At 55.5% G+C, this 21,269-nt stretch carries 18 protein-coding genes; 3 read left to right on the forward strand and 15 right to left on the reverse strand.

Annotated features, from left to right (window positions below; translation table 11 throughout):
* Nucleotides 1–25: 25 nt before the first annotated feature.
* Nucleotides 26–1,078 carry a serine hydrolase domain-containing protein gene (locus KIH86_RS23445; RefSeq protein ID WP_223085816.1) on the reverse strand — a complete coding sequence of 351 codons (1,053 nt, stop codon included), beginning with the start codon at nt 1,076–1,078 and terminating at the stop codon, nt 26–28.
* Nucleotides 1,062–1,973: a MurR/RpiR family transcriptional regulator gene (locus tag KIH86_RS23450; RefSeq protein WP_456094024.1), complete on the reverse strand. Its 912-nt coding sequence runs from the start codon at nt 1,971–1,973 to the stop codon at nt 1,062–1,064. The genes KIH86_RS23445 and KIH86_RS23450 overlap by 17 nt, the downstream gene beginning before the upstream one ends.
* Before the next feature lie 366 nt (nt 1,974–2,339).
* Here KIH86_RS23450 and cmpA point away from each other — a divergent pair, with 366 nt between their 5' ends.
* Nucleotides 2,340–2,471: a cortex morphogenetic protein CmpA gene (cmpA, locus tag KIH86_RS23455; RefSeq protein WP_156995804.1), complete on the forward strand. Its 132-nt coding sequence runs from the start codon at nt 2,340–2,342 to the stop codon at nt 2,469–2,471.
* 126 nt (nt 2,472–2,597) lie between these two features.
* Here the strand turns inward: cmpA and KIH86_RS23460 are convergent, their stop codons facing one another.
* The gene (locus KIH86_RS23460) at nt 2,598–3,092 is read right to left on the reverse strand and encodes a DinB family protein (RefSeq protein ID WP_223085817.1); all 495 of its coding nucleotides are present in this window, start codon (nt 3,090–3,092) and stop codon (nt 2,598–2,600) included.
* A 146-nt stretch (nt 3,093–3,238) separates the two neighbouring features.
* Between KIH86_RS23460 and KIH86_RS23465 the strand changes: the two genes are divergently transcribed.
* The gene (locus tag KIH86_RS23465) at nt 3,239–3,790 is read left to right on the forward strand and encodes a CGNR zinc finger domain-containing protein (protein ID WP_223085818.1); all 552 of its coding nucleotides are present in this window, start codon (nt 3,239–3,241) and stop codon (nt 3,788–3,790) included.
* A gap of 234 nt (nt 3,791–4,024) precedes the next feature.
* Here KIH86_RS23465 and KIH86_RS23470 read toward each other — a convergent pair whose 3' ends face one another.
* From KIH86_RS23470 to KIH86_RS23525, 12 genes are all read right to left on the reverse strand, one after another.
* Nucleotides 4,025–5,245 carry a 2-hydroxyacyl-CoA dehydratase family protein gene (locus KIH86_RS23470; protein WP_223085819.1) on the reverse strand — a complete coding sequence of 407 codons (1,221 nt, stop codon included), beginning with the start codon at nt 5,243–5,245 and terminating at the stop codon, nt 4,025–4,027.
* 29 nt (nt 5,246–5,274) lie between these two features.
* Nucleotides 5,275–6,159, reverse strand: coding sequence for an acyl-CoA dehydratase activase (locus KIH86_RS23475; RefSeq protein ID WP_223085820.1), 885 nt, complete (start codon nt 6,157–6,159; stop codon nt 5,275–5,277).
* A 49-nt stretch (nt 6,160–6,208) separates the two neighbouring features.
* The gene (locus tag KIH86_RS23480; RefSeq protein ID WP_223085821.1) at nt 6,209–8,236 is read right to left on the reverse strand and encodes a 2-hydroxyacyl-CoA dehydratase; all 2,028 of its coding nucleotides are present in this window, start codon (nt 8,234–8,236) and stop codon (nt 6,209–6,211) included.
* Between the two features lie 305 nt (nt 8,237–8,541).
* Nucleotides 8,542–9,471 (reverse strand): cysteine synthase A, encoded by a 930-nt coding sequence (gene cysK / locus KIH86_RS23485; protein WP_223085822.1) that lies wholly within the window; start codon nt 9,469–9,471, stop codon nt 8,542–8,544.
* A 39-nt stretch (nt 9,472–9,510) separates the two neighbouring features.
* Nucleotides 9,511–10,386 carry a nitrogenase iron protein gene (nifH, locus tag KIH86_RS23490; RefSeq protein WP_223085823.1) on the reverse strand — a complete coding sequence of 292 codons (876 nt, stop codon included), beginning with the start codon at nt 10,384–10,386 and terminating at the stop codon, nt 9,511–9,513.
* Nucleotides 10,387–10,642: 256 nt separating this feature from the next.
* Nucleotides 10,643–11,515, reverse strand: coding sequence for an ABC transporter ATP-binding protein (locus tag KIH86_RS23495; protein ID WP_223085824.1), 873 nt, complete (start codon nt 11,513–11,515; stop codon nt 10,643–10,645).
* Between the two features lie 31 nt (nt 11,516–11,546).
* Nucleotides 11,547–13,085, reverse strand: coding sequence for a nitrogenase component 1 (locus tag KIH86_RS23500; RefSeq protein ID WP_223085825.1), 1,539 nt, complete (start codon nt 13,083–13,085; stop codon nt 11,547–11,549).
* 140 nt (nt 13,086–13,225) lie between these two features.
* On the reverse strand, nt 13,226–14,566 hold the full coding sequence (locus KIH86_RS23505; RefSeq protein WP_223085826.1) for a nitrogenase component 1: 1,341 nt from the start codon (nt 14,564–14,566) through the stop codon (nt 13,226–13,228).
* Nucleotides 14,563–15,519 (reverse strand): cysteine synthase A, encoded by a 957-nt coding sequence (cysK, locus tag KIH86_RS23510; RefSeq protein WP_223085827.1) that lies wholly within the window; start codon nt 15,517–15,519, stop codon nt 14,563–14,565. The genes KIH86_RS23505 and cysK (KIH86_RS23510) overlap by 4 nt, the downstream gene beginning before the upstream one ends.
* Nucleotides 15,520–15,882: 363 nt before the next feature.
* Nucleotides 15,883–17,850, reverse strand: coding sequence for a PTS fructose transporter subunit IIABC (locus tag KIH86_RS23515; RefSeq protein WP_223085828.1), 1,968 nt, complete (start codon nt 17,848–17,850; stop codon nt 15,883–15,885).
* A gap of 92 nt (nt 17,851–17,942) precedes the next feature.
* Nucleotides 17,943–18,854, reverse strand: a complete 912-nt coding sequence (gene pfkB / locus KIH86_RS23520) for a 1-phosphofructokinase (protein ID WP_223085829.1) — start codon at nt 18,852–18,854, stop codon at nt 17,943–17,945.
* Nucleotides 18,855–18,857: 3 nt separating this feature from the next.
* Nucleotides 18,858–19,604, reverse strand: a complete 747-nt coding sequence (locus tag KIH86_RS23525) for a DeoR/GlpR family DNA-binding transcription regulator (RefSeq protein ID WP_223085830.1) — start codon at nt 19,602–19,604, stop codon at nt 18,858–18,860.
* A 298-nt stretch (nt 19,605–19,902) separates the two neighbouring features.
* On the opposite strand from KIH86_RS23525, the gene KIH86_RS23530 reads away from it, so the two are divergent.
* Nucleotides 19,903–21,258, forward strand: coding sequence for an arsenic transporter (locus KIH86_RS23530; RefSeq protein ID WP_223085831.1), 1,356 nt, complete (start codon nt 19,903–19,905; stop codon nt 21,256–21,258).
* Nucleotides 21,259–21,269: the final 11 nt, after the last annotated feature.

Below are 21,269 nucleotides of genomic sequence, written 5' to 3' on the forward strand. Positions count from 1 at the left end.
CCCCTTTTATCCGATATATTCGTCTTTATGACATATAGAAATGTGCAAAGATCGCGTTATGCAGTTCCGGTCTTAGCTCCCGGATGAGATTATTCCGCCCGTAGTGTACGGCATTCGTCAAGAAGACGACCGACAGTCCGCGCTTCGGCTCAAGCCAAAGGCTGCCGCCTGTAAATCCAGTATGGCCATATGTTCCCTCGGGCATCAGATTCCCGCACGCCATCTTCTCGCCGCCTTGCCGCCACACCTGCCAGCCAAGCCCCCGGCCCTGAATCGCCCGGCTTACAGCTTCCTCTATCCATTCGGGGTCCAGCAGGCTGTAACGCTCCGGATTAAGCCAGCTATCAGCATACCGCGACAAATCTTCGGCGGTTGTGAACAACCCCGCGCTTCCGGACACGCCTCCGAGACGATACGCCTTCTCATCATGGACTTCGCCCTGCAGATAACACTTTCCGTCCCATTCGGTTGCCGCGATTCTGTTCCTCAGCTCCGCAGGAGGATTGAAAGTGGAATCCATCATTCCCAGCGGCTCGAATATGTTGTGCTTAACAAATGCATCTAGCGGCTGCGCGGCAACGCGGGCGATGATAACCCCCAGGAGAATCATGCCGACGTCGCTGTATAGCGCCCGTTCTCCGGGAGCGCTGATCAAGTCTTGCGCCAGAGCATCCTGCAGCGGATCAAGCGAGGTGTAACGATCCAGATACCCCGGCATGTCGGCAGGCAGTCCGCTGGTATGCTGAAGACAATGTCTGAGTGTCACTCCGCCGTGGCGGAATTCGGGAATATAGCGGCTCACCTCATCATCCAGCCGAAGCTCTTGCTGTTGCGCCAGAAGAAGTGCAGCGGGCAGCGTGGCAACAACCTTCGTTAACGAGGCCGCATCGAACAGGGTGGACAGTTTGGCGGGTCCGTCAATCGCATGATTTAATTCGTTGTTTGAAGAAGTATTCGGAGCTAGTCTTCCATATGACCGCGAATATCGCCAGGCATCTCCGAAGCGGATATCGAGCACCGCGCCGGGTATTTTGCCTTGAGACACCCATCCCTCAATCAGCTCATTCCACGTTTCCATCGCGTTTGGAGCTCCTTACCGCTTTACGTGTATTTTCCAGCAGCCCGACCGTGCTCTCGAAGTTCAGGCGGATCACGCCGACATACAGAATGTCGATCACGTTCAGTTGGGTAATCCGCGAAGCCGTGGCACTGCTGCGGATGCCCTTCTCAAGGGAGGTGGTGAACAGCTTGATATCCGCCAGACCGGATACCGGATTGCTTCCAAACTTCGTCAGCGTAATAATCGTCGCTCCGCTCTCTTTGGCGACCGCCAGCGATTGGATGATATCCTCGGTCTGACCCGAATAGGATACGCCGAACGCAACGTCATGTTCTGTCAGATTGGCGGCCAGCGTCGCCTGCGAATTGAAATCATAGGCGGCTTCACACCAGCGGTCGATCCGTGAGAATTTCTGCATGAAATCCTGGGCGATGATCGCCGATGCGCCGATGCCGAATACGCAAATCTTCCGTGCGCCTTCGATCGCTTCGATCGCCCGCTCCACTTCCTTCGCCGACAGAACCGCGAGCGTGTCCTGAATGGACTGCATATTATTGTGGGAAATGGAATCGATCAGGGTCGAGGTCAACCCTTCCACCTGAATCTCCTGATAGGCTTCCGTATCCTGCAGCGCCCAGGTTGGCTGGGCCAAATCGGCGACAAGCCTCATTTTTAATTCCTGGAAGCCTTTGAAGTGCAGTGAGCGGGAGAGGCGAATGATGGTAGCTTCGCTGACACCTGTCAGCTTGGCCAGCTTCTGAACCGACAGCTTCACCGTCTGCTCGGGATGAGCCAGAATGAAATCCGCTACGATACGCTCCTGCGGCTTCAGTGTGGGCAAGGCTTCCTTAATGCTGATAAGACCTCCATGCATAAATGTTCTCACCTTCTTCAGCGCCGTAATAACATTCAAGCTACGCACCGGTGTAGCAGCTCTTGAATGTATGATAAACTAATGTTTCATGATTTTCAATAAAAAAATAAAATAATGTTTCAAAACATAACATGAAAGGTGAAATAAACAGTGTTTTTTTGCGTAAAATAGGCAGGATTCGAGCTGTTTTTCTTCAAAACCAAGCCTGTTAATGTAATCTTATCTTACACAAGATCAAAAACTCAATCTGTCTGCTGCCTCCTATTTCTACCAGAATCCATGCTGCGGCCGCTGCCCGGCCTTATAGAACCGCCATTCCGGACATATGCCCTCCTGGCAGTAGACCGCACCTTTAACCCAGCGCCCACATATGCTGTCATACGAATCATTCGAGGAGGGATTCCTATGCCCCAATGGCTGTGTCATCAATTAATGAAGGCGTATTACAAAAAAGACCGGCGGCAGATCAAGCTGCTGAACGAATGCTGGTACTTCTACCGGGATTCCGTGATTAAGCGGAGACAGGGACGTGCCTGACCTACGCCCGTATAGTATCCTCCGGCAAACATCGGAAGTTCGCCCGGCAGCAATAACGGACCCGCTGTTCCCCTAAGGAAGAACGGGTCCGTTATGCTGTTTATGCTGTGCCGGCGATGGATGACGCTAGCCAAAATGCCGCTGAGCCGGCCAGGAGCCCTGCAGCTTGCGGACAAGCACGATCTGGCCCGTATGATAGGCATCATGCAGAATCAGGCTCATAATCTCCTCGCCCGGCGCATGGCGTTCTCCCTCCCGGTTAAAGACACCAGCGCCGAATTTCGCGATCTCCGCTCTCAGCTCCGCATGCACTTCACGAAGATGCTGCACTGCCTCTGCCCAGGCATCCGGCCCGCTCCCCGTTACGGTGAAGGTATCGTCATTATTTTCAGCAGATGAAAGCTGCGGCAGTCCCTTAAACTTGCGGAGCAGCCTTTCCTTGTAATACAAAAGATGATTCACCGTCTCCCAAATGGAATTCGCCGCCCCTCCCTCCGGCTTCCACAGCGCCTGCACATCACTCACGTCGGCAAGCGCATCCTTCAGAGGAGGAGCCCAATCCTCCTGTTCCATCGCGTAATCCCAGTTTTGCTGCAGCACTTTGACCATTGTTTCGCTCATATCCCTAACCTCCCACATATTCGTAACTACCTAAAGTTAAAATACAGGTTACAAAGACACTGTATCACGCTCGACACAATGATTTCAAGTAACTAGCAAAACTGAGTTTCACCTGTTACAATCAAGGGATGGAAAGGGAGGATCGCATGTTGTGGACTGATTTTATTAACAGCTACTGGAGGGATTGGAGAACCGGGGACCGCAGTAAGGACCGCGACCGGCTGGAGGAACCGGAATGGACCTTGCAATGGCTCGCCCAGGAAGGACTGCCGGCACTGCCCGCGCCGAATGAGGATGAACTGGAGAAGCTGAAAGCGCTGCGCAGCATCCTCTTTGATATCGTCAAGGACATCGTGGATGGACGGGAACCCGGGGAGCTTGCAGAAACACTGAACCGTTATATGATAGCGGGACCCGTTATCCGCAGGGCCGGAAGGGATAGCGAAGGCAGGTTCACCGTCATGCTCGTTCCCGCCTCGGCAAGCTGGGAGCAGGTCATGGCGGAAATTGCCGGTTCCTTCGCCGATTCGCTGGAAGGACAGGACAAATCGAGGTTCCGCATTTGCGACAACCCCGATTGTCTGTGGGTGTATTATGACGATACGCGCAACCGCTCCAAGCGGTACTGCGACGACAAAGCATGCGGCAACCTGATGAAGGTCCGCCGGTTCCGCGCCCGCAAGAAAGCGGGGCAGTGAGCCGATGCCCGTTCCCGGAAGCCGGGAGACTAGAAGCCGACGAGCCTTCAGGAGGCAATAGCCTTTTGGGGGCAATAGCAGGAATGTGCGTACGAAACTGCATACCGGAGTTGCAGCCAGAGCAGCAAGCCGGGATTTGCATCCAGGGCTGTAAGCCGGTAAATGCAATTCGCTTCTGGAAATCGATCACGCATGGTACGGCCTGCCCCGCGCCGTCCAGACTGGCCAGGCCGGTCAGGACAGCATTTCGATAAACGCCTTGATCCGGGTCAGAATTTGTCCGCTGGCGGCGCCCACCTGGAAGGTCCCCTCCAGATTGATGCTCGGAATGCCTTTGTTGTGAAAATACTCTCTGTACATCTCCCGGGTCACGCTTCCGAAAGAGCAGCCTAAATATCCGTACAAAATCAAGCCCCGCGCCCCGATCCGGTCGACCTGCCGTTCAATCACATCGCGCCGGTATATCGACGCCCCCGCCATCTGGCTCTCAAGCTGGAAGCGGACGAGTGATTCCACCGGATCGATCTCCTCGCGGTAATCCTTCGCATACGGGGAGGTGACGAAGCCGAGAAGTGAGCCCCCGGCATTGTCGATGGCGTCGTAGATGCCAAATTCCTGGCCGTTCCCGCCGGTCCAGATCAGCGGAATCGCCTGGCTGCGTTCCTCCTCGTTGATATCCAGGCCCTGCAATTCGCCGATCAGCGCGTCCAGCACCTCTTGATATTCTCCGGGCTTGCCGAAATAATGGGTCAGCCCATTCATTAGATACATAATGCCCAGACTCTTGACATGGAACGGATGCTGAAGCCGCAGATCCATGATTTCACGCATGGAGCGCATCATCCGGTTCTTGCGGACAATTTCCCGGTGCAGACTGTCCCGGTCAATCTCACGGCTGCCTGTCAGCCACTCATTGAACTCATGGATCTCTTCAATAAAATACTTGACCAGCTCCTCGTACCGCTCTCCCTCCACACCCGGCGCCCGATAGACGATATCGCTGGTGTAGACGTCGAAGCCTTCCTTTCTCATCACTTCCCAGGCCAGGTTATAGGGCTCGCATGCGGAGGATGAGCCGAATATGCGGGTGATCGAGGTTCCGGCCTGCTTCCGCAAGTACCATTCCCCCGCCGTCGCCTTCACCATCGAACAGGTCTCGGCCGGCATCTGATAATGATCCTCGGAGACGGTGATTGCTTCCTGACCGCTGATCCGCCCCATTTCCGAGAAAGCGACCGGAATAGCTCCGGTGGAATAGATCAAGGGCATCGCCCAGGGCACGCCGGCCCAAATGACTTTGGTTCCATTCTTGCCGGCTTTCTCCGCGTCGTCCACATAATCGATGACCAGATTGAACAGCTTCCGGATGGCGGGCGAATGAGCATGTACAACGTCGCGGCTGTGCCGGATATGATTCAGTTGCTCCTGAGCCTCATTGGTTAATACCGTCGACATCTTCGTATGACCTCCTTGGAATTATCGGTTCATTTCGCCTTCAGAAGGGCAAAGTCCGACAGATCGCTCTCGCCCCGGGACGCCGCTTTCTGGGCGAAGACCGCCGCCCCCAGAGCGCCTGCAAATATCGTGTCCAGCTTCACCCGGCTGACCGGATGGCCCAGCAGTTCCTCCAGCGCCTTGGTCATGCCCGGATTGTTAGATACCCCGCCCGAGAACACCAGATCCGGCTCAAGCCCGATCCGGTTGACGAGATTGCGGACCCGGCGCGCTGTTGCCAGATGGATACCGGCTGCAATGTTGGCGGCGGACACGCCCTTGGCCTTCAGCGATATCACTTCGGATTCGGCGAAGACGACGCATTGGCTGCTGACATCCGCCGGCTCGTCGGCCTTCAGCGCTTCGGCGCCCAGCTCCTCCAGCGTCAAATCCAGCAGATGCGCGACCTTCTCCAGGAACCGTCCGGTTCCGGCCGCGCATTTGTCATTCATGATGAACTCGATAACCTTGCCGTTAGCCGGATCAACCCGGATCGCCTTGGAATCCTGGCCGCCGATGTCCACGATGGATCGAACCTTGGCGTTCAGGTAATGGGAGCCCATGGCGTGGCAGGAAATTTCGGTCACGATTTTGTGTCCGGTTGCGCCGAAATTCAAGGAGACGCGCCCATACCCCGTACCGACGATGTAGGCGATTTCCTCTCGAGGAACCCCGGATTGTCTAAGCAGCTTGTCCAGCAGCTTGTCGGCCGTCTCCTGCATATATACTCCCGTCGGGGTAATCGCCGTGTACAGCTTGCCTCCGGCCAGCAGCACACCCTTGCCCGTTCTGGAGCCCAAATCGAGACCGACCGTAATATCACCCGTCAGCGAGGACAGCAGTTCGGGATCGATGATCTCTTTCCATTCACTCATGCTCTTCATCTCCCTTGCGTTGATCAAAATGTTGCGCCCATGCGTCATATCACACCGCTCCCGCGGCCAGCCCTTTCCGTTCCTTCAGCACTTCGATGAACGCCTCAAGCCGCGTCTTAAGCTGCCCCTGATCGCTCTTCGAATAATCGATCGGCAATTCAAGCACGGGAAGCCCAAGCTGCTGATAATGCCGGAAGAACTCATTCTTGACCTGTCCGTAGCACGGGCAAAATTTGAGATAGGCGTACAGAATTCCGTCCACCTGATATTCGGTCGCAAGCGCTCCCGAGAGGTTCACTCGCTCCTCCAGGGGCTTCATCCGGGCGCAAGGCGTCTGATCGATATAGCCTTCCGCCAAGGCCTTGTACGGATCACCCGTTTCATCGATTTGGGCGGAGGCGATTTTCAGCCCGGTGCAATGATCCTCGGCAACGATTCGGGCCCCCAGCTCGTCCTCGATCAGCTCCAGAAGCTTCCGGTCTCCGTCGGCAATAATGCCTCCGGCCATGAACAGACGGATCGTCCGTTCCTCGCGGATCGGCACAGCCGACAGCTTGTCGTATATGCCCCGGTACAGCGGGATTAGCTCCTCGGCGGGCAAATAATAGAAGGCCTTGATCAGATCCAGGTAGTCCTTGCCTGTGAGCGGCGGATTGGGCCGTTTCCGGAGTTCGGAGATTTGGGTCAGCAGCCGGCGGACCTCATTGTACTGCCTGATTTGCAGACGCACCTCATCTTCGGTAATCACATTCCCGGACAACTGTTCGAGATCGGCCTTGAAGCTCAAAATTTGGGAGCCATAGAAATCTCGCGAGGAGGGCTTCGCCTTGATGCGGGGGAGGGTATAAATGTCAGTTGGCGTAAAAAATTCGCCGATCGCCTCACCGACCGTCTTAATGCAATCGCAGGTGTAGAATGTGTACACTTTATCCAGCGATGTGTAGAGCGGGTCTTTTTCCTTGAAAGCGCCTAGAATACTCTTCGTGAAATCGCAGAATACGCTCTGCGTAATCTGTTCACCGCTGGCTACCGTCTCGGTGTCACCCGCCTTGAACAGCCGGATATGGGAGACGCCGGCGGCACTGATCAGCTCAAGCGGCGTGTAGGAGCACAGGTAGCCCACCTTCTTGTGCTCATCGCCTTGGGCCGATAGCTGCTCCTGACGCTCCGCGATCCGGTTCTCAACGCCGGATAAATCGAGCCGGAACCCTCCGGAATCGGTCCTGCTGTCTGTCAAGGCTGCGCGCGAGTCATTCAAGGCATGGATCGCCGCTCCGAGCGCCCCGGCAAAGATCGTGTCGATCTTCGCTTCGATCAAGGGATGACCGGACAGCTCCTCCAACGCTTTACGCATACCGACGTTGTTCGAAACGCCGCCGGAGAAGATCAGTCCCGGCTCGATGCCTACCCGCTTGAGCAGGTTGCGGACCCGCTTCGCCGAAGCGAAATGGATGCCGGCGGCGATATTACGCCGAGTCTCTCCCCTGGCCCGCAGCGAGATGACCTCCGATTCGGCGAACACGACGCACTGGCTGCTGATCTCCGACGGCGCTTCGGCCAGCACGGCTTCCTGTCCCAGCTCATCGATGCTCAGCTCCAGAATTTCGGCCACTTTCTCCAGGAAGCGTCCCGTTCCCGCCGCGCATTTATCGTTCATTACGAATTCGGTCACGCCGCCTGTCAGCGGATCGACCCGGATCGCCTTGGAGTCCTGGCCTCCGATATCCACGATGGTCCGCACATCCGCATTGAGATAATGCGCCCCCATGGCGTGACATGAAATTTCCGTCACGATCCGGGTCGGAATATCGGGATACCGAAGGGCAACCCGGCCATATCCGGTTCCCACGATATAATCGATGTCCGAACGGGTCAGGCCCGATTTGTCCAGCAGATCCTCCAGCAGTTCATCGGCGGTCTCCTGCATATTGATGCCGGTATAGACCGAGCTTGTATATATTTCCTCCCCGGACAGCAGCACCGCCTTGCCCGTTCTCGACCCGATATCGATGCCGATAACGGTTCCACCGGACAGCGCATCCAGCAGCCTTTCGTCAACTACCTCCTGTATCCGCATGGTTCATCCACCTCGTATCCTGATTTTTGATTGCAGCTGTTTATTAAGCCGTATCCCTTGTCCCGGTTCATACATTACTGCCGCGCTATTGTCCGGCCCTTTGACAGGGACAGTCCGAATAATGAGCCAAAACTGGCGCAGATCAAATAAACTTATTTCGTTGTTATAAGAAGAATAAAAAGAGAGGGAAGATTGTGGCATACCATTCCCTATTAGGTGATGCCCAGCCGTTTCATCCCTCTTATCGTCAGCAAAATCATTTGATCATACATTGAAATATCCAAGACTCAAATAGCGTTCGCCGGTTACTCATCAAAATATCCAAGACTCAAATACCGTTCACCGGTATCGGGCGCGATACAAAGCACCCTTTTACCCGGCCCGAGCTGTGCAGCGATCCTAAGCGCAGCCCATACTGCCGCTCCGGAGGACGGCCCCACGAGCAGTCCCTCCCGGCAAGCAAGCTTCCGCATGACCGCAAGCGCGTCTTCATCCTCGACCTGTACAATGTCGTCGTATACGGCCGTATTCAGCACCTTGGGAATAAAACCGGGGCCGGTCCCAACCAGCTTCGTCGTCCCTGGCTTCCCGCCCGAGAGAACAGGCGAAGCCTTCGGCTCGACGGCATAGATGGAAACGCCCGGAATCAGGGAGCGAAGCGTCTCCCCGGTTCCGGTTATCGTCCCTCCTGTACCGGCAGCCGCGACAAACGCATCCAGCCGCCCTTCCATCTGCCCGGCGATTTCGACAGCCGTTGTCAGCCGGTGGATGGCCGGATTGGCGCCGTTCTCGAATTGCAGCGGCATGAAGCTCCCCGGTATTTCCTCATGCAGCTTGCGGGCCATGGCGATCGCTCCCTTCATGCCATCGGCAGCCGGGGTCAGCACGACCTCCGCGCCATAGGCTTTCAGAAGCCGGATTCGCTCCAGACTCATATTGTCCGTCATGACGATGATAGCCGAGTACCCCCGCGCAGCGGCGTTCATGGCGATCCCGATCCCCGTGTTGCCGCTGGTCGGCTCGATGATGGTCCCTCCGGGCCGCAGCTTGCCCGCAAGCTCCGCTTCGCAAATCATATGGTGGGCCGCCCTGTCCTTGACGCTGCCCGAAGGATTGAACGACTCCAGCTTCACGAACACGTCCGCCGCATTGGCCGGAACCAGGCGGCCAAGCTTCACAGCCGGTGTATTGCCGATCAGATCCGTCACGCTGCCGGCTGCCACTGCCCTCGGCATAACCAGCCCGCTTCCTCTCCGCATTCGCCTTCCGCCGCCCTACAAGCCGGCGGCTGCGGTTGCGTTCTGGCGCGCTTCCAATTCCACCAGCTGCTTGCCCCATTCGGACGCCCATTTGCGCAGCTCGCCTGTCTCCAGAGGAGCCGGAACCTTCGAGTCCGTATGGTCGGCGATTTTTTGGGCAAGCGACTTGTAGATTTTGGCCTGCTCGGAATCCGGGTCCGCTTCGATCGTCGTCTTTCCCTGAAGCTCCGCCTGGGTTACCGACACCGATCGCGGCACATATTCCATAACCTTGGTCTGGGTACGGGCCACGAAATCGTCGACGATCTCACGCGCATACGGCGCGTTGATCGAGTTCGCGATAACTCCGCCGAGCAGCGCTCCTCCTTCGGTGGAGTATTTGTGAATGCCTTTGAACAGATTGTTGGCCGCATAGATCGCCATGAAGTCCGCCGAAGTAACCGTGAAGACATGCTCTGCGATTCCTTCTCTGACCGGAACGGCAAAGCCGCCGCAGACCACGTCGCCCAGAACATCATAAATCACATAGTCGAGGTCCAGCTCTTCGAACACTTTCTGCTGCTTCAGAAGCGAAACGGACGTAATAATCCCTCTGCCCGCGCAGCCGACGCCTGGAGCCGGCCCCCCCGCTTCCACGCAGTAGATGCCGTTGAATCCCTGGAATATGACCTCATGGGCTTTGACAATCTGCTTATCCCGAAGCGTATCGAGTACAGTAGGAATATATTCGCCGCCGCGCAGGGTATTGGTGGAGTCGCTTTTAGGGTCGCAGCCGAACTGCATCACCTTGTATCCGGCCACGGACAGCGCCGCGCTGATATTCGAGGTGGTCGTCGATTTGCCGATTCCTCCTTTGCCGTAAATGGCGATTTGCTTTGGTTTTTTTGACATAATCCGCACTCCTTCTTATTTGCAATTCGTGATAGCGCCAGCTTCTTCTTTCCTGAGCCAAATAGCATTAAATTCACTGTTACGGGCAGTTTGGTTTGATCCGGTTTGGGATAAAAAAGATGAGTCGGCAGCCAGTCCCCCACCCGGTCTTCCGGATTCCAGTCCGGGTGTGCCCCGCACCAGTCTTCCAGATTCCAGTCCGGGTGTGCGCCGTACAAGCCTTCCGGATTCCACGACCCGGTTATGCCCGCTGCTGCTACAATGCCGCCGACGAGGAAATCTGTTCGGCCAGTTCAAACTGTGCCGCCGCGACGGGCTTGACATCCGGCTTCGCTGCCGATTCCTCATTCTGCAGCAGCTCCCAGACCCGGTGTCTGATCCAGCCGAAGTCGGGAGTCGACTGCACATCGCCTACGCGGCGCGGCCGGGGAAGCGATACCGGTACGATCTCGCGCACCCTGCCGGGATTCGGCGACATCACCACCACGCGGTCGGCAAGGGCGACGGCCTCGTCGATGCTGTGGGTGACGAATATAATCGTCTTCCCGGTCTGCTCCCATATCCGCAGCAGCTCATCCTGCAGCGTCTCCCGGGTCTGGGCGTCAACTGCGGCGAACGGCTCATCCATGAGCAGCACCTCGGGATCATAGGCCAGAGCTCTGGCAATTGCGACCCGCTGCTTCATCCCGCCCGACAGCTCGTAGGGATAGCGGTCGCCGTATTCGCTCAGGTTCACCAGATCCAGAAACCGGTCGACGATCGGTTTGCGGTCCTTTTTGGGCACCTTCTTGATTTCAAGCCCGAATTCGATATTGCGGCGGACCGTTCTCCATGGAAAAAGGGCGTAGCCCTGCATCACAATCCCTCTGTCGAGCGCGGGACCCGTGATTTTTTTGCCATCAATGAACAATTCGCCTTCGGTCGGATGGGCAAGTCCGGCAATGAGATCGAGCAGCGTCGATTTACCGCAGCCGCTTGGTCCCACAATCGTCAGGAACTCTCCCGGCACTACCTTTAAATCCACATCACTCAGAGCGGTGAACAGCTGCTTCCCGCCATCCTTCGTCTGACGGATCGAATACCGGCGGGTTACCCCGCTCACCGTAATTTTCGCTTCATTCGCGGACATTTACATTCTCCTTTCTATTGTTTCCGAAAGATTAACCGATCCGGGCCGCCAGCTTCTCCGAGTCGTCGATGTAAGTGAACGGGTCCTGCTCATACCAGCTCTCACGGTAAGGCAGCTTCGTGTTGCCGCCCAGATTCCGGTTGAACGCCGCATTCTTCAGAATCCGGCTGACCCGGGCCGCCACCTCGAACACGCCTTTGTAGCCCAGGTAATCATCACTCTGGCCGAACAGCGGGAAGATGGCATACCCCTGTTTCGCCGCAGAGCCGTTCACGCCAATATGGCCAACGAAGAGGTCCGGAGTGATTTTGCGAAGAAGATTCGCCTGCTCGAACACCTGGCCGGAACCGATATTGAAGATCGCTTTCTCCGAGTCCGGGACATCCTGCAGGTATTCTTCCAGCAGCACCTCGCCGTACTTGTCGAAATGGTAGCCCCGCAGGCCCAGTATTTCGAATCCGAGATTGTGCAGCAGTTCGGCCGTGGTCAGAATGCGGACTTCGCCGCCGGTAAGGAACGCCGTCTTGCCCTTGAATTCTGCCCGGTACCGCTCAAGCGCCTTCTCAAGCTCCGCCGTCTCGGCGGCGATCAGCTTCTCGGTCTGTTCCTCGATGCCGAAGAAAGAAGCGATATCGCGGAGCCACTTGTTCGTGTTCGCGATGCCGATCGGTATGGTGCGAAGCACATAGGGGATGCCGTACATCTCCTTGAAATGCTCGACAAAATAATCGTCATGCGTTGCGCAAATGCTGACATTGAGCGCTGCTTCGTGTGCATAGACAAAATCGTCCGGATGCGAATAGGAAGGCAGAATTCTTACATTCAGATCGAGCGCCTTCAGCAGGCGGACCAGCTCTTCCTCGTCGATCCGGCTCATGGAGCCGACGTTCAACAGATTGACAGTCCGGCTAATTTTCGCCTGATGCTCAGCTTCTTCCTCCGGCGTGCGCACGATGGCGGGCTGCTGGCTCTTGTCTTCGCCGACCAGATTGCGGATCAGGCCGTGATAGACGGAGTCGTAAGCGGTCGCCTGGATTTTGGTCTTGAAGCCTTCGCAGTGAATCGGTACGATTTTGGCTGTGACCTGCTTCTGCAGATCGCCCAGAATACCGTCGATGTCGTCGCCGATCAAGGCAGGCACGCAGCTGTTGAACACCAGGATCGCGCTCGGCCGGAATTCGCGTTCGGCCTTAAGCACGGCCTGTCTCAGCTTGGCTTCGCCGCCGCTGATAACATCGACTTCGCTCAGATTGGTGTTGATCCAGCGAAGCCCAATTGCCGATTCCTGACGGAGCTTCTGGAACACTTTATTGATTCCGGCGTTCTGGATCAGATTCCCGCCGCAGCCGATCGGGCTGTGAATGACCATGACTGCGTCCCGGAGCGAGCTGATCATCCCGAGGCTCAGGTTCAACTGGCAGCCCTGGGTTTGGGAGAAGGAGCGCTTGCTTGCATACAGGCAGCCCTTCTTGGAATCCTCCGACAACTCACCGCAGGTTCCGCCATATGCCTGACATGCCATTAGACGATCCTCGCGAACCGGCGGCACCTTCTGTTTGATATAATCCATCGATAACACCCTCCTTATGAAGTGAATCAACGATAAGCGCCTAGGCGTCTACCGAGAAATAGAAGTTTAAATTGAAGTGCGCGTGCGCAATTAATAAGTGCTAATACCGGTATTTTGAAAAAGCTCGTTTCCGTGAAAAATTAGCGATGGGCGACCAGCAGGCTTAAGACATCCTCTGCGAGTGTCAAACCGCCTGAGTATCCGGCATAAGCGCGGTTCAGCACGACCCGGTTGGAGATCGGGTAAGTCACCGGCAGCAGCGGCACTTTGAATTGCTCGGCCGTGTCGCGTTCCATGACGCTGCCGACGATAACTCCCGGGGAAAAGCCCTTGTAGTATTTCTGACCGTTAGTCTGCGGCCAATGGCGGTTGATGTAGCCCACTACGCTGGATGCGTCTGCATCAAATACAACCTCCGGCCGAAGTCCGGATTCATAACCGCTGAAGGCTGACAGCACCCGTTCCTTCTGTTCATCCTCCAATATGTCGGTGATGACGACCAGCTCCGGGAGCCAGCCGAGATCGTCGGCCAGAAACCGGGTCAGCGCCTGCGTATAGTTGGGATCGCCGACAACCGTCGCATAGCGCTGGAAATCGAGGTCGTTGTAGACGTCCGCGAGCCGTTCGAGATAAGGATAATAAGCCTTTCTCTCTTCATGAATCAACGCTTCGATCTTGGCCTCATCGACGCCGAGCGCACTTCCCACCGTCCGCAGGAATCGGGAAGTTCCGTGATCGCCAATCGGAAGCGGAACGGTAATGTAGGGAACCCCATGTTCTTCTTCGAATACCTTGGCCGCTTCGATGCCGTATGCGTCCGAGACGACGATGTTCAGCACCGCTCTTCCGGCTTTCTTCAGGTTGTCGAGCGTCTCTCCCTGCCCGAAGAAGGTGTTTGTCTCGAAGCCGAGCTTCTTCAGCAGTCCCTTCAGCACGCCGAGATTGCCCTTCCAGAACACATCCTGCATGGGGACTACCCCCCAGAGATTAACCGTCGCCGTATCCTTGACCGGGGACTTCTCTACAAAATCCCGGAACAGCGTCTCCAGCACCAGCTCGTAGCCATAGTACGAGTTGCCCTTGAAGCTCACCGTCTCCACTGCCAGCACCGGCAGCTCGCCGTTCTTGTAGCGTTTGACGACCGCCCGGACATCATCGCCGATCATCTCAACCATGCAGCCCGTAACAACAAAATACAGATCCCCGTCCATCACCTTCAGCGTATTCCCGATCTGTTCATCAAGCCGACCCTCGCCGCCGAACACGATATCGCGTTCGGATACATTGGAGCTCGGCAGCGCCTGTCCGCCGCAATAGTTGCCTCCATTGTAGCCTGAAGCGCCGCTCAGCGCTCCCGCCAGGTTCCCGCCGCAGCCCGATGAGGAATGAAGAATCGGAATCGCTCTTGGCAGCGATTGAATTGTGCCGATCGCGCCTCCCAGCGCGCATACATAACGCGGTCTTTCGATAACCTGGCTCATGACACGCCTCCTGTCTGGGCAGGCTCCCGGAACAGCACGGTCGACAAATAGCGCTCGCCCGTATCCGGCAGAAGCACTACTATATTCTTGCCCCGGTTCTCCTTGCGTCTGGCCAATTGGGCGGCCGCGAAGACAGCCGCGCCTGAGGAAATGCCGACGAGCAGTCCCTCCGTCCGGGCCAGGTCTCTGGCTGTCTCCAGCGCTTCCTCGTTCCGCACTTTGAATACTTCATCGATAATCTCCCGGTTCAGAATCTGCGGCACGAAGCCGGCGCCCAGTCCCTGAATCTGATGCGGACCGGGATTGCCGCCCGAGAGCACCGGAGAGTTGAATGGCTCCACTGCTACGATCTTAACGTCCGAGTTGCGCTCCTTCAGCACTTCGCCCACTCCGGTGATCGTGCCGCCGGTGCCTACTCCGCCGACGAAGATATCCACCTTGCCATCCGTATCTCGCCAGATTTCCTCCGCCGTCGTCGAGCGATGAATCTTGGGATTGGCCGGATTGTTGAACTGCTGAAGAATGAAAGAATTCGGAGTTACGGCAGCCAGCGCTTCCGCCTTGCGGACCGAGCCTCCGATTCCTTCCGCGCCGGGGGTAAGCACCAGCTCCGCTCCCAGCGCTTTCAGCAGATTGCGGCGCTCTTCGCTCATCGTATCCGGCATTGTCAGGATAAGCTGGTAGCCACGGGCAGCCGCGACGAAGGCAAGAGCGATACCCGTATTGCCGCTTGTCGGTTCGATCAGGACGGTATCCGGTCCGATCAGGCCCTGCTCCTCCGCATCCTTGATCATCGCGTATCCGATGCGGTCTTTGACACTCCCAGCCGGGTTGAAGTATTCGAGCTTCGCGATCACCGACGCGCCAAGCCCCTTCTCTTCGCTGTACCCGTTCAATTCCAGAAGAGGAGTGTTGCCGATCAGATCGGTCAGCTTGCTTGCGATTTTTGACATCAGTAGTTCCCTCCAGGTTCAGGTAAATTCATCAGCATCAGTCAAGGCAAGCGCACAGGCTTAACTTTTCCGATGATTTAAAAAGAGGCCCACTCCGATTCTGCGAAATCGGAACAAGCCTCCAGTTAACTGGTTGACGTGGTAATGCCCAGCATAGACCGAAATTGTGATTAATATCACAATCATTCCCGGAAAAAATCCAAAAAAACCGGAAGCCAAGCGCTCCGAACCATCGGAGGCCCAGCTTCCGGAGTACCGGTCAGCCTTATGCCAATTCATATTATTACAATGGGATTTAATGGTTATTACGGATTATAGAGAACAATCTCTATCCTGTCAATGCCTTTTATTTCATTTAACAGCTTAGGCTTTCACTGCTACGCGCTTATCAGCCAGCGACTTCTTCCAGACGCCGAGGATGAGCGCCGAGATGACGGAGCCGATGATGACCGAGAGCATGAACAGCAGGGCGTGGTTGGCGAGAGCGGCTACGAAGATGCCGCCGTGCGGTGCCGGAATGTTGATATGCCATAGCTGGGTCAGACCGCCGGCCACTGCGGAGCCGATAATGCAGGAGGTCAGCACGCGAAGCGGGTCAGCTGCCGCGAACGGAATCGCGCCTTCGGTGATAAAGCTCAGCCCGAGCACATAGTTCGTCAAGCCGGACTTCCGCTCTTCTTCCGTGAATTTAGGCTTGAAGAAGGTTGTTGCCAGGGCGATTGCCAGCGGAGGAACCATGCCCCCGGCCATAACGGCCGCCATCCATACGCCGTCGCCTGTCGAAGTAAAGATGCCAATGGCAAAGGTGTAAGCCGCTTTGTTAAACGGACCGCCCATGTCGATCGCCATCATGCCGCCGAGAATAATGCCGAGCAGCACGGCATTGCCTGTTCCAATGTTTTTCAGACCCTCGGTAAGGCCCGTGTTAATCCAGCTGAAGAACGGGTCGAAGATGAAATACATAATCGTGCCGGTAACCAGCAGACCGAATACCGGATACAGCAGGATCGGTTTCAGACCGTCCAGCGTTTTGGGCAGGCCGGTGAACAGCTTGCGCAGGCCGATGACAATATATCCGGCGAGGAAACCGGCGGCCAGACCGCCCAGGAAGCCCGCGTTGGACGATGCCGCCATATAGCCGCCGACGATACCGGGCATCAGCGCCGGACGGTCGCCGATGCTCATCGCGATGAAGCCGGCGAGAATCGGAATCAGGAAATGGAACGCGCCGTCTCCGCCGCCAATTGCCATGAGCAGCTTATAGATCGGATTATCCGCGCCGCCGACCTGCTCGAACAGGAATGAGATGGCGATTAGGATACCGCCGCCGACTACGAACGGGAGCATATGGGAAATACCGTTCATCAGATCCTTGTAAATCTTGCTGCCGACGCTCGGCTTGCCTTCTGCGGCCGATCCGCCTGCGGAAGATGCCCCGCCCTTGCCGCGGTAGATCGGCGCGTCGCCGGCCGCAGCCTTGCGGATCAGCTCTTCCGGCTTGCGGATGCCGTCGCTGACCGGTCTTTGCAGGACCGGCTTGCCATTGAAGCGGTCCATCTCGACCTGCTTGTCGGCGGCGACGATAACACCGCTGGCGCGGCTGATCTCGTCCGGGGTCAGCGTATTCTTGGCTCCTTCGGAGCCATTCGTTTCAACCCGGATGTTGATGCCAAGCTCCTTGGCTTTCTTCTTCAGCGCGTCTTCCGCCATGTAGGTGTGCGCAATGCCGGTCGGACAGGCGGTAACTGCCACTACAAACGCTTCCATTTTGTCAGGAGCACCGACGATCATTCCGTCCGCTGCCGGCTGCGATGCCGCTTGCTTCGCGGCTTTGGCCGCCAGAGCCGCTTCTTCGGCTGCCTTGGCCGCTTCATCCGCCGCCTGCTTCGCATCGAACAGAGCCGCCACCTCATTGGGCGTGCGGGTATTCTTCAGCTGATCGATAAAGTCGGGATCGATGAGCATGCGGGACAGCGCGGCGAGCGTGCGAAGATGCGTGTTGCCGGCTCCTTCCGGAGCCGCGATCATGAAGAACAGGTAAGCCGGTTCGCCGTCCAGCGTCTCGAAATCGACGCCGGCCGCACTCTTGGCGAAGACGACCGTCGCTTCATTGACAGCCTTAGTCTTGGCATGAGGCATAGCGATTCCGCCGCCGATCCCCGTGCTGGACTCTGCCTCGCGCTTCAGAATCATTTCCTTGAATAACACGCGGTTATTGATGCGTCCGCTCTGATCCAGGCTGGCGATAAGCTCGTCGATGGCAGCTTCCTTCGTAGCTGCCTTGAGGTCCATGACCATGGCCTCTTTTATCATCAGGTCCGTAATTCTCATTTCCGTTCAACTCCTTTAAATAGCTCATGTAAATAGCTCATGTTCAATTCCACGAGTTCAATTTCATGGTGACGATTCCGGCCTCTACGGCATTACAGCGGAGTAATGTCAACCTGGGGGCGCAGCCGCTCGATCTCCTCCTTCACGGCCAAATCGTCGGAGAATGCGGTGGCGCTGCCCGAAGCGACCCCGGTGCGGAAGGCTTCGATGGGATCGCCGGTCAGGACCAGCGTCCCGACAAATCCGGCGATCATGGAGTCGCCTGCGCCTACCGAATTTCGCACCGTCCCGGACGGCACAGTGGCGCGGTACACCTCATTCTCCGTTATGAGCAATGCGCCTTCGCCTGCCATGGAAATCAGCACATGCTTGGCGCCCTCCGCAAGCAGCTTGCGGCCGTATAAGACAATCTCCTCTATGGAGTTAATCGTAACGCCATACAGCTCAGCCAGCTCATGATGATTCGGCTTGACGAGCAGCGGCTTGTGAACAAGCGCTTCCTTGAGCGCCTTGCCCGTCGTGTCGATGACGAATTCAGCGCCGGACTGCCGGCATGCCTTCACCAGCTCCTGGTAGAAGCCTCCGCCAAGCGAAGGCGGTGCGCTGCCCGACAGAATGACGATGTCATCAGGCTGCAGATGCGCCAGTTTATCCAGAAGCTTCCCGGCTTCCTCACCTTCGATTACCGGGCCAAGCCCGTTGATTTCCGTCTCTTCTCCTGCTTTCAGCTTGATGTTGATGCGGGTGTCATCCTTGACGAATACGAAATCGCGCTCGATTCCGTCCTCCCGCAGCTTGTCGTCGATGAACCTTCCGGTAAATCCTCCGAGAAAGCCGAGAGCCGTATTGCCAACCTCAAGCTGATTCAGCACGCGGGATACATTGATCCCTTTTCCTCCCGGAAGCTTCAAATCCCGCTTCATCCGGTTCAGGTCACCCAGCTTCAAATCTTCTACCTCCACGATGTAATCGATGGAAGGGTTAAGCGTCACCGTATAGATCATATTTCATCCCTCAATTATTTTGGTTTTTCCGGCAAAGGAATGCCGCAGACGTTCCGGAACAGCTTCCGTTATCACCGCAGCCTCGTGCAGGTCAAACAGCTTGGCGAACGCGACCTCGCCGAATTTGCTGGAGTCCGCCAGCACGAATGTGGTACTGGACAGCTGGTGGGCCCGCCTCTTGATCAGAGCCTCCTCCGGATCGGGGGTTGTGAACCCGAATTCCGCATCTACGCCATTTGTACCCAGAAAACATTTGTCGAAGCGAAAGTTCTCCATATTTTGCAGCGCGATACTGCCAATGACCGCTTTTGTATGGCTCTTCATCATTCCGCCGAGCAGGTAGCTGCGTATCTGCTTGCTGACCAGCTCTTCCACATGCGACAGGCCGTTGGTGACAACCGTGATGTCCTTCGCGGTAATTTGAGAAATCATTGCTAATGTTGTTGTTCCCGCATCCAAATAAATACATTCACCATCCTGCAGCTGAGCAGCGGCTAAACGGGCAATCGACTGTTTTTCTTGAACGTTTTTGGAGGTTTTCTCTTCCATGCCTGGCTCCAGGCTCCGGTGGGATAAAATGGAGGCGCCCCCATGTACCCGTTTGAGCAAATTTCGCGACTCCAGATCGATTAAATCCCGCCGCACCGTAGATTCTGAAGCATCCAGCATAGCGGTAAGCTCGTGAAGCTTGACGACCCCATTTTCTTGTAAGCGCTGTAATATAAGAGCGTAACGTTCTTCCGTAAGCACTTTCATTCCTCCTGCCTAGTCATATCGTATCACAAATCCGTTAAAAAACAATCACTATTATTCAAAAACAATCAGAATTCTTCAAAACCCTCCAAAAATATTTCGATATGGTGAACGGCTTCAAATGACCGATTAACGCTGGCCGATCTCTTTTCGAAATTCAGGATTACTAGAGTTGAGAGTACATATTCAGAGATATGGACAAAGGGCCAGTTCCTAGTATTTTCAAATGAATATAAATATAGCGCAAGGAAATCTAGCACTGCCCTTATATAACCGTCATGAAGGAGGGGGAACCATGACATTGGACATTGTAATCACCGGTTTTGTATTTATTATGGCTATGCTGGTTATTTTCTGGAGACCCGGAGGGATCAGCGAAGCCTGGCCGGCGTCCGTCGGGGCCGGAATTATTCTACTAACCGGAATCGTATCCCGCCATGACGTTGCGAACATCGTTCAGAAAATTGGAGGGGCTTCCGTTACCATCATGGCGACGATTGTCATGGCGGTCATTCTGGAAAGCTTCGGTTTCTTCAATTGGGCGGCTGTAAGACTGGCCCTGCTGTCCAAAGGCTCCGGCTATCGATTATATTGGAATATTCAAATTCTCTGTTTCTTCATGACTCTGCTATTCAACAATGACGGCAGCATCCTGATTACAACCCCGATTCTCATCCTGTTGCTGAAAAATCTGCGCCTAAAAACACATCAAATGATCCCTTATCTATTAAGCGGGGCATTGATTGCAACAGCTTCCAGCGCACCTATCGGAGTCAGCAATATCGTCAATTTGATCGCTTTGAAAATCGTTCATATGAGCCTCTACATGCATACAGCCATGATGTTTGTTCCTGCAACTGCGGGTCTTCTGTTTATGTCATCCCTCATGTTTCTTGTCATGAAAAAAAAGCTGCCCCAAACACTGCCGCCAGCAGAATATGATCTGGAAGAGACTGATTTCGCTGCCGACCGTCAATCGAAGAAAAGTGTTAATTCTGCTGACAGCAAGAAGAAACGAACCTTTTTTATGCTAAAAGTACTGGGTTTTGTCTTCACGCTGCGCTGTCTTCTCTTTGTTGCCTCTTTCTTCGCCATTCCGGTTGAATGGGTTGCTGTATCGGGTTCAATCGTTCTGCTGCTGTGGAGATGGTACCGTTTGGGCACAAGCCCTTCCGATATTGTAACGAAAATTCCGTGGCATATTCTGATCTTCGCCTTCTCGATGTACGTTATCATTTATGGCCTTCACAATGCCGGACTGACTGCGGTACTGGTGAAATTCTGCGCCCCCATCGTAGCTCAGGGATTGCTGCAGGCAAGCCTGATCATGGGCGGACTCGTCTCCATTCTGTCCAATGTGTTTAATAACCATCCCGCTTTGATGATCGGAACCATTACCTTGACCGAGCTGAACCTCGATCCCGTCACACTGAAGACTATCTATCTGGCCAACATTGTTGGCAGCGATATCGGGTCCCTGCTGTTTCCGATTGGAACTCTCGCCTCTCTTCTGTGGATGCATATCCTCAGACAGCAGAAGATTCCGGTGAAATGGAAAGATTATCTGCGTGTCACCCTGCTCGTTGTCCCTCTAACAACCATTGTAACCTTATTCCTTTTATACTACTGGGTTCAACTCATCTTTTCTTAAATCTGTATTTC

The organism is Paenibacillus sinensis, assembly GCF_019904155.1.
GTDB lineage: Bacteria > Bacillota > Bacilli > Paenibacillales > Paenibacillaceae > Paenibacillus_AQ > Paenibacillus_AQ sinensis.

What these genes read in the sequence shown, in the direction of transcription:
- KIH86_RS23445 (WP_223085816.1), bottom strand. Translation starts at nt 1,078, where the DNA reads ATGGAAACGTGGAATGAGCTGATTGAGGGATGGGTGTCTCAAGGCAAA.
- cmpA (WP_156995804.1), top strand. Translation starts at nt 2,340, where the DNA reads ATGCCCCAATGGCTGTGTCATCAATTAATGAAGGCGTATTACAAAAAA.
- KIH86_RS23460 (WP_223085817.1), bottom strand. Translation starts at nt 3,092, where the DNA reads ATGAGCGAAACAATGGTCAAAGTGCTGCAGCAAAACTGGGATTACGCG.
- KIH86_RS23465 (WP_223085818.1), top strand. Translation starts at nt 3,239, where the DNA reads ATGTTGTGGACTGATTTTATTAACAGCTACTGGAGGGATTGGAGAACC.
- KIH86_RS23470 (WP_223085819.1), bottom strand. Translation starts at nt 5,245, where the DNA reads ATGTCGACGGTATTAACCAATGAGGCTCAGGAGCAACTGAATCATATC.
- KIH86_RS23475 (WP_223085820.1), bottom strand. Translation starts at nt 6,159, where the DNA reads ATGAGTGAATGGAAAGAGATCATCGATCCCGAACTGCTGTCCTCGCTG.
- KIH86_RS23480 (WP_223085821.1), bottom strand. Translation starts at nt 8,236, where the DNA reads ATGCGGATACAGGAGGTAGTTGACGAAAGGCTGCTGGATGCGCTGTCC.
- cysK (WP_223085822.1), bottom strand. Translation starts at nt 9,471, where the DNA reads ATGCCGAGGGCAGTGGCAGCCGGCAGCGTGACGGATCTGATCGGCAAT.
- nifH (WP_223085823.1), bottom strand. Translation starts at nt 10,386, where the DNA reads ATGTCAAAAAAACCAAAGCAAATCGCCATTTACGGCAAAGGAGGAATC.
- KIH86_RS23495 (WP_223085824.1), bottom strand. Translation starts at nt 11,515, where the DNA reads ATGTCCGCGAATGAAGCGAAAATTACGGTGAGCGGGGTAACCCGCCGG.
- KIH86_RS23500 (WP_223085825.1), bottom strand. Translation starts at nt 13,085, where the DNA reads ATGGATTATATCAAACAGAAGGTGCCGCCGGTTCGCGAGGATCGTCTA.
- KIH86_RS23505 (WP_223085826.1), bottom strand. Translation starts at nt 14,566, where the DNA reads ATGAGCCAGGTTATCGAAAGACCGCGTTATGTATGCGCGCTGGGAGGC.
- cysK (WP_223085827.1), bottom strand. Translation starts at nt 15,519, where the DNA reads ATGTCAAAAATCGCAAGCAAGCTGACCGATCTGATCGGCAACACTCCT.
- KIH86_RS23515 (WP_223085828.1), bottom strand. Translation starts at nt 17,850, where the DNA reads ATGAGAATTACGGACCTGATGATAAAAGAGGCCATGGTCATGGACCTC.
- pfkB (WP_223085829.1), bottom strand. Translation starts at nt 18,854, where the DNA reads ATGATCTATACGGTGACGCTTAACCCTTCCATCGATTACATCGTGGAG.
- KIH86_RS23530 (WP_223085831.1), top strand. Translation starts at nt 19,903, where the DNA reads ATGACATTGGACATTGTAATCACCGGTTTTGTATTTATTATGGCTATG.